Source organism: Pseudomonas sp. SJZ078 (assembly GCF_007828255.1).
GTDB lineage: Bacteria > Pseudomonadota > Gammaproteobacteria > Pseudomonadales > Pseudomonadaceae > Aquipseudomonas.
Map to the genome: position 1 here is coordinate 300461 of NZ_VIUG01000002.1, position 14559 is coordinate 315019.

Annotated in this window: 13 protein-coding genes; 7 read left to right on the forward strand and 6 right to left on the reverse strand. The window is 61.1% G+C overall.

Annotated features, from left to right (window positions below):
- Positions 1-26: 26 nt before the first annotated feature.
- Positions 27-848 carry an oxaloacetate decarboxylase gene (locus FBY02_RS03310; protein ID WP_144923332.1) on the forward strand — a complete coding sequence of 274 codons (822 nt, stop codon included), beginning with the start codon at positions 27-29 and terminating at the stop codon, positions 846-848.
- Between the two features lie 16 nt (positions 849-864).
- Positions 865-1563 (forward strand): extensin family protein, encoded by a 699-nt coding sequence (locus FBY02_RS03315; RefSeq protein WP_144923335.1) that lies wholly within the window; start codon positions 865-867, stop codon positions 1561-1563.
- Here FBY02_RS03315 and FBY02_RS03320 read toward each other — a convergent pair whose 3' ends face one another.
- The gene (locus FBY02_RS03320) at positions 1564-2184 is read right to left on the reverse strand and encodes an energy transducer TonB (RefSeq protein ID WP_144923338.1); all 621 of its coding nucleotides are present in this window, start codon (positions 2182-2184) and stop codon (positions 1564-1566) included. It lies immediately after the preceding gene.
- 107 nt (positions 2185-2291) lie between these two features.
- Between FBY02_RS03320 and FBY02_RS03325 the strand changes: the two genes are divergently transcribed.
- A complete protein-coding gene (locus tag FBY02_RS03325) occupies positions 2292-3074 on the forward strand; it encodes a class I SAM-dependent methyltransferase (protein WP_144923341.1) in 783 nt (260 codons plus the stop codon).
- A gap of 130 nt (positions 3075-3204) precedes the next feature.
- On the opposite strand, the gene FBY02_RS03330 is transcribed toward FBY02_RS03325, so the two are convergent.
- A complete protein-coding gene (locus FBY02_RS03330; RefSeq protein WP_144923344.1) occupies positions 3205-3840 on the reverse strand; it encodes a TetR/AcrR family transcriptional regulator in 636 nt (211 codons plus the stop codon).
- 93 nt (positions 3841-3933) lie between these two features.
- On the opposite strand from FBY02_RS03330, the gene FBY02_RS03335 reads away from it, so the two are divergent.
- Positions 3934-5034 carry an efflux RND transporter periplasmic adaptor subunit gene (locus FBY02_RS03335; protein ID WP_144923347.1) on the forward strand — a complete coding sequence of 367 codons (1101 nt, stop codon included), beginning with the start codon at positions 3934-3936 and terminating at the stop codon, positions 5032-5034.
- Positions 5035-5040: 6 nt separating this feature from the next.
- Positions 5041-8106, forward strand: a complete 3066-nt coding sequence (locus FBY02_RS03340) for an efflux RND transporter permease subunit (RefSeq protein ID WP_144923350.1) — start codon at positions 5041-5043, stop codon at positions 8104-8106.
- Between the two features lie 265 nt (positions 8107-8371).
- Here the strand turns inward: FBY02_RS03340 and FBY02_RS03345 are convergent, their stop codons facing one another.
- The 3 genes from FBY02_RS03345 to plsB are packed head-to-tail and all read right to left on the reverse strand — an operon-like array spanning position 8372 to position 12047.
- Positions 8372-9061 carry a DUF4197 domain-containing protein gene (locus FBY02_RS03345; RefSeq protein ID WP_144923353.1) on the reverse strand — a complete coding sequence of 230 codons (690 nt, stop codon included), beginning with the start codon at positions 9059-9061 and terminating at the stop codon, positions 8372-8374.
- Positions 9062-9094: 33 nt separating this feature from the next.
- Positions 9095-9493, reverse strand: coding sequence for a YbaY family lipoprotein (locus tag FBY02_RS03350; protein WP_144923356.1), 399 nt, complete (start codon positions 9491-9493; stop codon positions 9095-9097).
- A 52-nt stretch (positions 9494-9545) separates the two neighbouring features.
- Positions 9546-12047, reverse strand: coding sequence for a glycerol-3-phosphate 1-O-acyltransferase PlsB (plsB, locus tag FBY02_RS03355; RefSeq protein ID WP_144923359.1), 2502 nt, complete (start codon positions 12045-12047; stop codon positions 9546-9548).
- 221 nt (positions 12048-12268) lie between these two features.
- Here plsB and FBY02_RS03360 point away from each other — a divergent pair, with 221 nt between their 5' ends.
- Together FBY02_RS03360 and FBY02_RS03365 are read left to right on the forward strand one after the other, a co-directional pair.
- Positions 12269-13684: a carboxypeptidase-like regulatory domain-containing protein gene (locus FBY02_RS03360; protein ID WP_144923363.1), complete on the forward strand. Its 1416-nt coding sequence runs from the start codon at positions 12269-12271 to the stop codon at positions 13682-13684.
- 179 nt (positions 13685-13863) lie between these two features.
- Entirely contained in the window at positions 13864-14073 is a 210-nt protein-coding gene (locus FBY02_RS03365; protein ID WP_144923488.1) for a cold-shock protein, read from the forward strand.
- Positions 14074-14158: 85 nt separating this feature from the next.
- Here the strand turns inward: FBY02_RS03365 and FBY02_RS03370 are convergent, their stop codons facing one another.
- A complete protein-coding gene (locus FBY02_RS03370; RefSeq protein ID WP_144923365.1) occupies positions 14159-14536 on the reverse strand; it encodes a hypothetical protein in 378 nt (125 codons plus the stop codon).
- Between the last annotated feature and the right edge of the window lie 23 nt (positions 14537-14559).

Below are 14559 nucleotides of genomic sequence, written 5' to 3' on the forward strand. Positions count from 1 at the left end.
TCCTTCTCTGCTCAGGAGTAACCTCCATGGATGCGCAAACCCGTCGGGCCCAGGCGTTCAAAGCTTTGCACGAACGTGAAGAGGCTTTTGTCATTCCCAACCCGTGGGACGCCGGTTCCGCGAAAATGTTGGCCAGCCTGGGGTTCGAGGCCTTGGCCACCACCAGCGCCGGTCACGCTTTTTCCCTGGGCCGCCCGGATGGCGCGCTGGGGCTGGAAGACACCTTGGCCAATGTCCGCGCGATCGTGGCCGCCACTGACCTGCCGGTGGCGGTCGATTTCGAGAACGGTTTCGCCGACGCCCCCGAAGATTGCGCCCGCAACCTGCTGCGCGCGGCAGAAGCCGGCGCGGTCGGCGGGTCCATCGAGGATGCCACGGGACGCGAAGAGAGCCCGATCTATTGCTTCGAGCATGCCGTGGCGCGGGTCAAGGCCGCGGCCGAAGCGGTACGCAGCCTGCCGTACCCGTTCCTGCTGACTGCCCGGGCGGAGAACTTCCTGCACGGCAACCCCGATCTGAATGACACGATCCGTCGCCTGAAAGCATTCGCCGACGCCGGTGCAGACGTGCTCTATGCCCCTGGGTTGAGTACTGCCGAGCAAGTGCTCGCGGTGGTGCAAGCCGTGGCGCCGAAACCGGTGAACGTGCTGATGTCCGGGGCGCTGGACCTGACACTCGCGCAGTTGAGCGAGCTGGGTGTCAGGCGCATCAGCGTCGGCTCGGCCCTGGCCTTGGCGGCGTACGGTGAGTTCATGCGCGCCGCTGGGGAAATCCGCCAGCAGGGCACGTTCACCTTTACCCGCCGCTCGATGACGTTCAAGCAGGCCAACCAGCTGTTCAAGGGTTGATGCGCGAGGCGTTGCAGTGAGGATTGCGAAAGGCTTGACGTTGTTGGGGGTGCTCGCTGGCGTCGCGGTGTTGGGGGTGTGGCGGGGCTGGTTGTCGGTGCCGCCGCAGTGGAATCCCTGGGCACCCCTGGACGTCCGGGCGCCACCGAACCTGCTGACCCGCTACAAACTCATGGCCTTGCGCAATGACCCGCAATTGTGTGAGCAGGCCTTGGCCACCTCGGGGCTGCGGGTCGCCCACCAGGCCGACAGCAACCCGGCCGCCAGTTGCCCGTTGACCAATGTGCTGCGGGTGCAGGGTGGCGAGGTGGCGCTGAGCAGCAGTTTCCTCGCCAGTTGCTCCCTGGCGGTGGCATTCGCCTTGTTCGAGCATCATGCGCTGCAACCGGCCGCACAGGCCGCCTATGGGCAGAAAGTGACCCGAGTCGATCACCTCGGAAGCTTCGCCTGTCGCAACATGTACGGCCGTGAAAGCGGCGCGCGCAGCCAGCATGCCACGGCTAGTGCGTTGGACATCGCCGGGTTTCGCCTGGCCGATGGTCGCACGGTCAGCGTCCTCCGGGACTGGCCGAAGGACAATGCCGACGCGCGTTTCCTGCACCAGGTGCGCGACGGTGCCTGTGACATGTTCAGTGTGGTCTTGAGCCCGGACTACAACGCAGCCCACCGAAACCACTTCCACCTGGATGTGGGGCCTTGGTGGATCTGTAGGTGATCAGGCGGCGATGCGCAGGTTCTGCAGCACGATCGGGCGTGCCCAGCGGGTGTCGAAGTCCAGCGCTTTCTGTTGGGCGACGATTTCTTCTTCCGGGAACGGCGGGAATGGCTTGTCCAGCAGATCGAGTTCGAATTCGGCAATCGGCAGGTGCAATGGGCGTGGCTGCGGTGCCGGGCCGGGTTCCGGTAATGGTTGGCCAGCAGCGAGGACAATGGGACGAACCCAATTGCTCTCGAAGTTCTGCTGTTTTTGCTGTGCGCTGATTTCTTCCGGTGGGAAGGGTGGGAACGGCTTGTCCAGCAGGTCCAGTTCGAATTCGGCGATGGGCAGGAACAGCGGCTCAGGCGGTTTGACCTGGGTCTCTTTCACATCGCAGGTGCGCTGGCTGACGATGTGGTCCAGCAGTTCGGCGCCGAGGGTCGGTTCAACGGCCTCATCGAGTGCGACGGGCTGGTAGCTGCCGGGCGCGGGTGCGTTTTCACCCAACTGATCGGCCAGGGCCCGGGCAAAAAAATCTTGCCACAGGTGACTGACGCGGCTCAGGGCCTGGGTGTTGCGCAGGCTGTAATCACCGTAACGGGAGATAACGCCTATCGATGTGGAATGAATGTCTGACATTTTTTTCGGTCGACGCTCAGCTCTGGCAAAATGCCGTTCACCGTTGTTATCGGCCGTTTTTGCCGATCCTTAATTTTTTGAGCATGTTTCCATAATGAACAACTTCCATGAGTGAGCAACCCGCGGCCTGCCGCATCCACGTCGAGGCCCTGGGTGCGGCCTTCCAGCCTCAGGCCGAGGACTGGGCCCAGCGCCTTGGCCTGCCCTTGCAGATGGACGATGGCGAGTTTGCCCTGCAGGTCGGCGAACACGGGCTGCAATTGCAGCAGCTGGGGCCGGACGCGCCGGGGCCGGTGCGGGTGGATTTTGTCGAGGGCGGCGCGGCCCATCGCCGGTTGTACGGTGGCGGCAGCGGCCAGATGATCGCCAAGGCCGTCGGGATTGCCCAGGGGGTGCGTCCCCGTGTTCTGGATGCCACGGCCGGGTTGGGCAAGGACGCCTTCGTGCTGGCCAGCCTGGGCTGCGAGATGAGCCTGATCGAGCGCCAGCCGCTGATCGGCGCATTACTGGAGGACGGTCTAGCCCGTGGCGCGGAGGATTTCGACGTGGCGCCCATCGTGGCGCGCATGCACTTGCTCAAGGGCAATTCCATCGAGGTGATGCAAAACTGGGAAGGCGAGCCGCCCCAGGTGATCTACCTGGACCCGATGTTTCCCCATCGTGAGAAAACCGCCCTGGTGAAAAAGGAAATGCGCCTGTTCCGGCCCTTGGTCGGCGACGACCCCGACGCCCCTGCCTTGCTGGCCGCGGCCCTGGCCCTGGCGACGCACCGGGTGGTGGTCAAGCGCCCGCGCAAGGCGCCGTGCATCGAAGGGCCGAAACCGGGCCATGGGCTCGATGGCAAATCCAGTCGCTACGATATCTACCCCAAAAAGGCGCTCAAGGCCTGAGACCGGGGTGTCTTCACCGCGAGCAGGCTCGCTCCCACACTGGTTCGGCGTCGTTCACCGATGTTGTGGCCCACACCAACACCTGTGGGAGCGAGCCTGCTCGCGATGAGGCCCTTCAGTACACCGGGAATTAAGGCCGATAAGCCCGCATGAACAACCCCACCACCTCCTGAACATGCTCTTCGGCCGCTTCTGCCTCCAACGGCGCGCCGCAGCCATACAGTAAGCGGAAATTCGCTGCGCCCTTGATCAGGCAGAAGAAATGCTCCGCCGCATGGCGGGGTTTGTCGATGCACAGGGCGCCGCTCTGGTTGACCTTGGTCAGCAGCCGCTCCATGCCCGAGAGCATCCGCTCGGGACCGGCCTGGTAGAAAATCGTCGAAAGCCTGGAGTCCTGGCTGCCCAGGGCCATGATTACCCGATGCAGGTTCACCGATTCGTCGCTGTTGACCAGCAGATGGAAGCCACGGGCGATGTTCAACAGCACGCGTTCAATCGGCACGCCCTCCGGCCACTCGAAGAACAGTGGTGGCACCTGCTCTTCGCACTTGGCAATCACGGCGGCGGAAAACAGCGTTTCCTTATCGTTGAAGTGGCTGTAGACCGTCAGCTTCGACACGCCCGCTTCAGTGGCGACGGTATCCATGCTGGTATTGGCATAACCCAATTCTATGAACAGCCGTTTGGCAGCGTCGAGAATGGCCTGGCGCTTGACCAGATCCTTCGGACGGCCAGGCCCGCTGGGGGGTGAAAGATTGTTCGACATTCTTCGCTTTAATACTGGACTGGTGAGTTTGCTATTAATAACATACCCGCCAGTATAATTATTCCAAGCACCATTAGCGAAAGGTCTGCCGCCATGTTCCGCTATGCATTGCCCCTCGCCGTGCCAGTCAGCCTGGCTTTTTTATTGTCTGCGTGTGGTCATGACGAACCGGTACCGGTCGCCGTGCGCCCTGCCATGGTCGTGAAACCAGAGCCTTCGGCCCAGGCGACGGACAGTTATCCCGGCGAAGTGCGGGCCCGTTTCGAGCCGGACCTGGCTTTTCGCATTGGCGGTAAAGTGAGCCGACGACTGGTCGAAGAGGGGCAGCGGGTCAAGGCTAACCAACCACTGGCCGAACTCGACCCCCAGGACGTGCGCTTGCAACTGGAAGCGACCCGGGCCCAGGTGGCTGCGGCCGAGGCCAACCTGAACCTGGTGCGTGCCGAGCGTGATCGCTACAAAACACTGCTGGACCGGCAGATGGTCAGCCGTTCCCAGTACGACAACGCCGAGAACCTCTACCGCTCCGGCGCCGCGCGTCTCAAGCAGATCCAGGCGGAGTTCGACGTTTCCAGCAACCAGGCCAGCTATTCGGTATTGCGGGCGCCCCAGGATGGTGTGGTCGCCCGGCGTTCGGTGGAAGTCGGCCAAGTGGTGCAGGCCGGGCAGACCGTCTTCACCCTCGCCACCGATGGCGAGCGTGAAGTGCTCATCAGCCTGCCGGAACAGAGTTTTGGTCGGTTCAAGATCGGCCAACCGGTCTCGGTCGAACTGTGGAGCCAGCCGGGCCAGCGTTTCAATGGACATATCCGTGAACTCTCGCCCGCCGCCGATCCGAAGTCCCGTACCTTCGCCGCCCGTGTCGCGTTCACTGGGGGCAGCGTTCCGGCCGAATTGGGTCAGAGCGCCCGGGTGTTCATCCAGACCGTCGATAAGGTGCCGTTGTCGGTGCCGCTGTCGGCCCTGACGGCTGAAAACGGCGCGACGTACGTCTGGGTGGTCAACCCCAACAACACCTTGAAGAAGGTCCCGGTGCGGGTCGGCGCCTTCGGTGAAAAGACCGTTCCGGTGCTTGAGGGCCTCAGTGCCAACGACTGGGTGGTGGCGGCTGGCGTGCATGTGCTCCTCGACGGCCAGCAGGTACGGCCGGTGGATCGCTCCAACCGCGTGGTCAACCTGGCGGCCAAGGAGTAATCCCCGATGGGTTTCAATCTTTCCGAATGGGCGTTGCGTAATCGCCAGATCGTACTATTCCTGATGCTGTTGCTGGCCATTGTCGGCGCGCTTTCCTACACCAAGCTGGGTCAGAGCGAAGACCCTCCGTTCACCTTCAAGGCCATGGTCATCAGTACCAACTGGCCAGGGGCCACGGCTGAAGAAGTGTCGCGCCAGGTCACCGAGCGGATCGAAAAGAAGCTGATGGAGACCGGTGACTACGAGAAGATCGTCTCGTTTTCCCGTCCGGGTGAGTCCCAGGTGACCTTCATGGCCCGGGACTCCATGCATTCTGCGCAGATCCCTGAGTTGTGGTACCAGATCCGCAAGAAGGTCAACGATATCCGCCACACCTTGCCGCAAGGTGTTCAGGGGCCGTTCTTCAACGATGAATTCGGCACCACCTTTGGCAACATCTACGCCCTGACCGGCGATGGTTTCGACTACGGCGTGCTCAAGGACTACGCCGACCGTGTCCAGATCCAGCTGCAACGGGTCAAGGATGTGGGCAAGGTCGAGTTGCTCGGTCTGCAGGACGAGAAAATCTGGATTGAGCTGTCGAACGTCAAGCTGGCAACCCTCGGCCTGCCTTTGTCGGCGGTCCAGCAGGCCCTGGAAAAGCAGAACGCGGTCTCCACCGCGGGCTTTTTCGAAACCGGTAGCGAGCGTTTGCAGCTACGGGTATCGGGCAATTTCCAGACCGTGGAAGAGATCCGCAACTTTCCGATCCGGGTCGCCGACCGCACATTCCGTATTGACGACGTGGCGGACGTGCGTCGCGGTTTCAACGAGCCACCGGCGCCACGCATGCGCTTCATGGGCGAAGATGCCATTGGTCTGGCCGTGGCGATGAAGGAGGGTGGCGACATCCTGATCCTGGGCAAGGCGCTGGAAACCGAATTTGCCCGGATCCAGAACAATCTGCCGGCCGGCATGCAGTTGCGCAAGGTGTCAGACCAGCCGGCGGCGGTGAAGACCGGCGTAGGTGAGTTCGTCCAGGTGCTGGTGGAAGCCCTGACCATCGTCTTGCTGGTGAGCTTCTTTTCCCTGGGGCTACGCACCGGGATGGTGGTCGCCCTGGCGATTCCGCTGGTGCTGGCGATGACCTTCGCGGCGATGTATTACCTGGGGATCGGCCTGCACAAGATTTCCCTGGGCGCGCTGGTGCTGGCGCTCGGGTTGCTGGTGGACGACGCGATCATTGCGGTGGAGATGATGGCGATCAAGATGGAGCAGGGTTTCGACCGGATCAAGGCGGCCAGCTACGCCTGGACGAGCACGGCATTCCCGATGCTCACCGGTACGCTGATCACGGCGGCGGGCTTCCTGCCGATCGCCACGGCGCAATCGGGCACCGGCGAATATACCCGTTCGATCTTCCAGGTGGTGACCCTCGCGCTGCTGGCCTCCTGGGTGGCTGCCGTGGTGTTCGTGCCCTACCTGGGGGAAAAACTTCTGCCGGACCTGGCAAAAATTCATGCGGCCAGGCACGGCATTGGTCACGGTCAGCCCGACCCTTACGGCACGCCGTTCTACCAACGGATCCGGCGCTTGGTGGAGTGGTGCGTGCGTCGGCGCAAAACCGTCATCGCCTTGACCGTGCTGTTGTTCATCGGCTCGGTGATGCTGTTCCGTTTTGTCCCGCAGCAGTTCTTCCCGGCGTCGGGGCGACTGGAATTGATGGTCGATCTGAAGCTGGAGGAAGGCGCCTCCCTGAGCAACACCGCCGAACAGGTCAAGCGCCTGGAGGCGATGCTCAAGGACCATCCGGGCATTGACAATTACGTGGCCTATGTCGGCACCGGTTCGCCACGTTTCTACCTCCCACTGGATCAACAACTTCCGGCACCGAGCTTTGCCCAGTTCGTGGTGCTGGCCAAGACCATCGAAGACCGTGAGCCCCTGCGCAGCTGGTTGATCAGTACCCTGAACGAACAGTTCCCGACCATGCGCTCCCGGGTCACGCGCCTGGAAAACGGCCCGCCCGTGGGGTACCCGGTGCAGTTCCGGGTGACCGGCGAGCACATTGAAGAAGTCCGCGCCCTGGCGCGGAAAGTGGCGACGAAAGTTCGCGAAAACCCCTACGTGACGAACGTGCATCTGGATTGGGAAGAACCGAGCAAAGTCGTGTACCTGAACGTCGACCAGGAGCGTGCCCGGGCCCTGGGCGTGAGCACCGCCGACCTGTCGAAGTTCCTGCAGAGTTCCCTGATCGGCTCCAGCGTCAGCCAGTACCGGGAGGACAACGAACTGATCGAGATCCTGTTGCGTGGCACGGTGCATGAGCGCACCGAACTGACGCTACTGCCGAGCCTGGCGGTGCCTACCGAGAATGGCCAGAGTGTCGCGCTGTCACAGATCGCGACGCTGGAATACGGCTTTGAAGAGGGGGTGATCTGGCATCGCAATCGCCTGCCCAGCGTGACGGTGCGGGCCGATATCTACGGCAAGGAACAACCGGCGTCCCTGGTGCAGCAGATCTTCCCGACCCTGGACCCGATTCGCGCTGAGTTGCCGGACGGTTACCTGTTGGAAGTCGGTGGTACCGTCGAGGATTCGACCCGAGGGCAGAAGTCGGTGAACGCTGGGGTACCGTTGTTCATCGTGGTGGTGCTGACCTTGCTGATGCTCCAACTGCGCAGTTTCTCACGCACGGCCATGGTGTTTCTGACGGCGCCCCTGGGGCTGATTGGCGTCACGCTGTTCCTGCTGGTGTTCCGCCAGCCGTTCGGTTTCGTCGCCATGCTGGGCACCATCGCCTTGTCGGGGATGATCATGCGCAACTCGGTGATCCTGGTGGACCAGATCGAACAGGACATTGAGGCGGGGCTGACACCGTGGCAGGCGATCATCGAAGCCACGGTGCGACGCTTCCGTCCGATCGTGCTCACCGCACTGGCGGCAGTGCTGGCAATGATTCCCCTGTCGCGCAGTCTGTTTTTCGGCCCAATGGCGGTGGCGATCATGGGCGGGCTGATCGTGGCGACGGCGTTGACGTTGCTGTTCCTGCCGGCGTTGTACGCGGCCTGGTTCAGGGTCAAGAAAACCTGACTGAGAGGCTATGAACACCAAGTCTTTTTGTGGGAGCGGGCTTGCTCGCGAAAGCGGTGGATCAGCTTGCATCGATGTTGTTTGTGCCACCGTCATCGCGGGCAAGCCCGGCTCCCACAGGGGCCGAGGTGATCGCAGATTTGCCGTCCACCGCAAAGCAATGTGGGAGCGAGCCTGCTCGCGATAGCGGTGTAACAGCCAACGACGAGGTCATGGCTGAAGCCGCTATCGCGAGCAGGCTCGCTCCCACAGTTGCTTATCGCGTTCAGAGGCTACCAAACACCTTCTTCGCCAGGCTGGTAGCCGCGGCCGCCGGGTTCTGGCGAATCGCGGCTTCCTGCTTGCCGATCATTTCGAACAAGCCGTCCAGTGTCTGCTCGGTCACGTAGTTTTCGACGTTGGCGCTTTTGGCATCCAATACACCGAACGTCGCGGCCTGGCCGGCAAAGGCATTGTATTTCTGGGCCAGGCCGACCTTGTCGGTGGCTTGTTTGACGATGGGCAGGAACTTGGCGCGGATCTGCTCGCGGCTGCTCTTGTTCAGGTACTGCGTCGCCGAGTCGTTGCCACCGCTCAAGATGCCCTTGGCATCGTCCACGCTCATATTCTTCACGGCATTGACCAGAATCGGCTGGGCCTGGACCACGGCCGTCTCGGCTGCCTGGTTCATGCTGGCTTCCAGTTGATCGACCTGATCACCCATGCCGAAGGCTTTCATTTTGCTGGCGACTTTGCCCAGCTTGCCGGGCAATTCTATTTTCACATCCGGGTTGTTGCTGAAGCCGCCGGGTGTACCCAGTTGTTTGACCGCCACCTGCGCGCCCTGGGTCAAGGCGTCCTTGAGACCTCCCGTGGCATCTTTTTGCGACAGATCACCCAGGGACAGAGCCATGGCATTGGCGCAGATCAACAGACCCGCGCACAGGCCGGTGAAACGGAGGGTAGAGCGGAGCATAATGGCGTCCTTGTAAAAGTTGGAAAAAAGCAATCAGCGTGCGGCGTTGACGCGAATCTTCAACGGCTGCGGATCCTGACCATCGAGTTGTACGGCGTGTTGTTCAGTGGTGATGAACATCAACTGGCCGTCCACTTCGATGCGGGCGCTCACGGCATAACGATGGCCGGGCTTGACCTGGGCGGGATCATAACTGAGGCGGAACGGCAGCGGGACCTGGCCTTTGATCAGGCCGCTCTGCTCATCGAGCACCACCGCAGGAGCGTCGGCCAGTGAAACATCTTGCAGGCTCACGCGCAGGGTCGCGGTGGGCGGCAGGGCGATGCGTTGCAGATAGAACACTTCGCCGTCGAGGTAGTTCTTGCTCGCCAGCGGCGCGCTGGAGCAGGCGCCGAGCAGTGCGGCAATGGCCAGCAGGGTCATTTTTTTCATGGCGCAATTCCTTGTTCGAGGGCACCAGGAAACAGCCTGGCGCCGGTGGGAATCAATCCTGGGTCACCGGAGCAACCTGATCCGCCGCATCTTCACTGCGATGCAACGCCACTTGGCGGATCGACAAACGAATCTCCGCCGGCAGCACCCGTTTGGCGGCGCCTTCGGCCAGTTCGCCCAGCAGTTCGTGATAGCTTAGCTTGCCGGCTTCGTCCCGGCGCAGAACATCGAGGTCCAGCATCGTCTGGATGAAATGGCGGAACAGGGTCTTGTCGAAGAATTCCGGTGCGTTCAGGCCATGCAAGATCGACAGGCGCTGGGCCATGACGGTGCAGAGATCTTCCAGCTCTTCGGCACTGATGCTGTTCTGACCGCTGTTGAGCAACAGCGAGACGGTCATGTAGAAGCGTTGCAGGGCCTGGGCGATGCTCTTGGACAGCAGGGTCAGCAACACGAAGTGCCGCGAACTCGGCGCCGGACGCAGGTACAGGTTATTTTCGAAACGCAGCAGGCCCTGTTCGACGAACGCTTCGAGCCACTGGTCGATCACGTCGTCCAGTTGTTCCAGTGACCAGCGAATGAACAACTCCGATTGCAGGTACGGGTACAAGGCGTGGGTGTAGCGCAGGATCTGCTCGCGGCTCATGCGCGAAGCACTCTGGAAGAAGCTCGCCAGCAACGCCGGCAGGGCGAAGATGTGCAGCACATTGTTGCGGTAGTAAGTCATCAGCACCGCATTCTGCTCATCCAGGTACAGGATCTTGCCCAGGGCATCGTTCTGTTCCGACAGCAAGTCCATGCCTTTCACGTGTTCGATCAGCGCCCGGCCATCCCCTTCGGGCAATGTGGTGTGGGGGGAGTACGGTACTTTGCGCAGCAACGCCAGGTACAGGTCCAACACCCGGGCCATGGCCTGATCGTCGAGTGCCAGGCGGCTGGTGGACAACAGCGCCAGGGCCACGAGATTGACCGGATTGATGGCGGCGGCTTCGTTCAGGTGCCGGGCCACGCGTTCACCCAGGCGATGGGTGGTCGCGTTGAGCCAGGCCGGTTTGAACTGCGGCCCCAATTCCTGCTGGCGCCAATCCGGCTGTTCGCCATCGAGGAACTCAGCCAGTTTAATCGGTTCGCCGAAGTTCACCGCCACCTGGCCGAAGCGTTGCTTGAGGGCTCCGATGACCTTGAAGATGTCGAAGATCGATTCCTTCTTCTTGCTGGCCCCGCGTAACTCACCCAGGTACGTACGACCTTCCAGCACCCGCTCATAGCCGATGTACACCGGCACGAACACAATGGGTGTGCGCGATGAACGCAGGAAGCTGCGTAAGGTGATGGCGAGCATGCCGGTCTTGGGTTGCAGCATGCGTCCGGTGCGCGAACGACCGCCTTCGACGAAGTACTCCACCGGAAAACCCTTGGTGAACAGCGTGTGCAGGTATTCATTGAACACCGCGGTGTAGAGCGGGTTGCCCTTGAAGGTGCGGCGCATGAAGAACGCCCCGCCACGGCGCAGCAGGCTGCCGACCACCGGCATGTTGAGGTTGATGCCGGCGGCGATATGCGGTGGGGTCAGGCCATTGCGGAACAGCAGGTATGACAGCAGCAGGTAGTCGATGTGGCTGCGGTGGCACGGCACATAAATGACTTCATGGCCTGGGGCGATGTTTTGCACGCCTTCGATATTGTTGACCTTGATGCCATCGTAGATCTTGTTCCAGAACCAGCTCAGCACCACTTCCAGGAAACGAATGGCGGTGTAGGTGTAGTCCGAGGCGATTTCGTTGCCGTAGCGCAGGGCCAGTGCCTTGGCTTTTTCCGCCGAGATTTTTTCCCGCTCGGCCTCGTCGGCAATCGCTTGCTTGACCAATGGCTGGTTCACCAGGCCCTTGACCAGGTTGCGCCGATGAGAAAGGTCGGGGCCGATGACCGCCGCCTTCAGGTTGCGGAAATGCACTCGCAGGATCCGCTGGGCCATGCGCACGGTACGTTCGTGGCCTTTGTCGTGCTCGATCAGGTTGCGCAGATGAATCGGCGCAGAGAACTGCACGCGGGTCTTGCGTCCCAGGATCATGATGCTCAACAGGCGACGCAGGCGTCCGGTGACGGCCCAGCTGTCGGCGAACAACAGTTTCCACGGGCTGGATTCGCTGTCGGGCGACTGACCCCAGAACACACTGACCGGGATGATCTGCGCATCTTCGGCGGCGTCGTGGGTCAACACGTTGACCAGTCGCGTCAGGGTCGGTGGCGCGCCGCGCTTGTCCTGGCGTCCGAGCCAATCCGGCGCCGGCGTCAGGTAGAAGAATGCCGCCGGTTCCAGCAGGTTGCCCACCGACACCGGCAACACCGGGCGGGGCAGGCCGGCCTTGGTGCACTCGGCGTCGAGTACCGCCAGGTCGGTGAGCGAGGGATCTTGCAGGACGTAGAACACCGGACGACTGCGGTCGAGGTTGAGGGTGAAGGACGACTGGTTGATCGTCTCTGAGCGAACCCAGAGGTACAACAGTCGGCGCAAGGTGCCAAACACAAGACGGCGGAACGGGGAGCGGGTCATACGGCTTCTGCGTGAGTGGATGGAACCGAGCAACTGCTCGGGTCGTTAGTGTGCCGGATTCGCCTGGGATCGGCAAAAAAGCGGCGATGTTGCTGGGTTCTTTATTCGAGGCTTTTGTGGTTTCCGGTATTGCGGTGCATGTACCTGTCAGGTCTGCCAGTAGACGCGTCGTTGGATCAGCGTCATACATTCGTCGTAGCTTCGAATGGAGAGGGCCGATCATGAAAGATTACTGGAAGATATTGTTGTTTAGCGCATGGGTGTGTTCAGTGTGTACTCCGCTTACGGCACTCGCGTTGGCACTGTCCCGCCCGACGATTGAGACGCCCGGATTAAACGGTTCAAGTTACCGTCTGCCATGGCTGTCCGGTACAGGAATCCCGGGAGCGACGGTGCAAATAGCAACGAGCCATACCGGCACATGGATAGCCAGTACGACAGTTGACGCCGAAGGCCGCTGGCAGGTTCGCAGTACGGTGGCGCTCCCGGTCGGGCCCTATTCGATAGCAAGCCACCAGACCTTAAATGGGGAAACGTCCGATTGGGGGGAAAATGTGGCCTTTACCGTGACCGATACACCGGATCCCCCCGTGATCACCTCGCCGATGGAAAACAGTCTGGGTGAGCCATGGTTATTGTTCTCCGGCACAGGCATTGCGGGGGCGACCATTCAAGTGGCAAGGAGCCATTTAGGCACCCTGTTAGCCAGTACGACAGTCGGTGCCGATGGCCGTTGGCAAATTCGCAGCGAGGGCCAACTCCCGACGGGCCCTTACTCGATAAGCGCCTACCAACGTCTCAATGGCATCGCTTCGAATTGGGGGCCGAATATACCGTTCCATGTGGCAACGTGGACGAGTGAGGGGGATCGGGTTGCCAAAGAACTCAATGTGCTGTTTGCAAGCACGAACACCAGTTGTCTGAATAACAGGGCGGCGTTCTATTGCAGCGGGATCTTGATGCGCACAGCGGGCTACTCCACGGCCTATCATGTTTGGAATCCGAGTTTTAGTGCTATCAACCTGGGGGGTGTTTCGTTCAGTTACCTGCGAGCCGGGCTGGGTATGAACCATCTACCGGGCAATCGTGTCCAGGGCCTGATCCTTGAGCCAGCCCGGTCCTTTGCCAATGGCAGTTATCCACTGCAGGTACTTTGTGCGTACCCCTACGATGGCGAATCCGTGCGCAGGGCATCCAATGGTTGCGGGGTCGGTTACGAGTTTCCCCAGGACAGCGGGCCCTGTATCACTCAAAACATCACGACGCTGGACGCTTGGCGCGCGCACTTTCAACAGTATCCGAGTGCCCCTGACCGGTACCGTCATCAGTGTAGTTTTGGCGTCGATCAGGCGGGGTTTGCCTTGAGTCTTGCCGCTCGGGAACACCCGGATGCGGAACATCCGGATTGGCAACACAACGAAGTAGTCATCAAGACTTGGCCACAAGATACACCCAACCTTCCGATCAAGGCGTTCTTCCATTTCGGCACGAATGAGCAGGGTGTCGAAGAGGCCAAGAATATGCAGCGGGATTTTTTCAACACGACAGGACGGCGTGTTCCGGTGGTCCGGCTTACCCTCGACGGCCCGGCGGGGGATAACTTCAGTTATATCATGGAGGATCAAGGTGTCTTCTAGGTCGTGAAAACGCAGCGATCACATTGCAAATCGGCAAAAATGGCGACCCGCACGCCAGTTGAGAGTTTTGGGCGCTGTAATATACTCGGCAGTCTGTCACCGACGCCCTCGGGCACGGCCGACATTCCCGAGGCTTTCCCATGAAAAGCCGTTCAATAATAACAATGGGGTATGAGCAGATGGCAGCGCGCGAGACCGGCAATGTGAAATGGTTCAATGACGCCAAGGGATACGGCTTCATCCAGCGCGAAGGTGGAGCGGATGTATTCGTGCATTACCGCGCGATCCGCGGTGAGGGCCACCGTTCGTTGACCGAAGGCCAACAGGTCGAATATGCGGTGGTGCAAGGGCAGAAGGGTTTGCAGGCTGAGGATGTGGTGGGGTTGTAACCTTTTTCAGCCATACCAGGGATCCCTGTGGGAGCGAGCCTGCTCGCTCCCACAGGGGATTTGCTTTACATCCTCAAAGGCTGCGTCAGGCAGTCCGCCAGGTAATCTCTTCTTCCCCATCGGCACTGATGCGAATCCAGCGATCAGCCGACTCTTCCCCTTCCTCTTCAACCCACGAACCAGGCGCGCAACGCACTTCGACATTCAGTGCGGCAAATGCGGCACGGGCGCAGGCGATGTCGTCATCCCATGGGGTCCGGTCGCTTTCCAGGTACAGGCTGTTCCATTTGCCCACGGCCTTGGGCAGCCAGGTCACCGAGATGTCGCCGGCCTTGCACTTGTAGGTCTGGCCTTTCTGGGTCCATTCGCTGCACGGGCCCAGCGCCTGGGTCAGCCAGGCGGCGATGGCCTTGTGGTCGACGTCAGCGTCTTTGAGGTAGATCTCGATATCGGGTTGGCGCATGGATATCCTCACTGCGGTCTTGA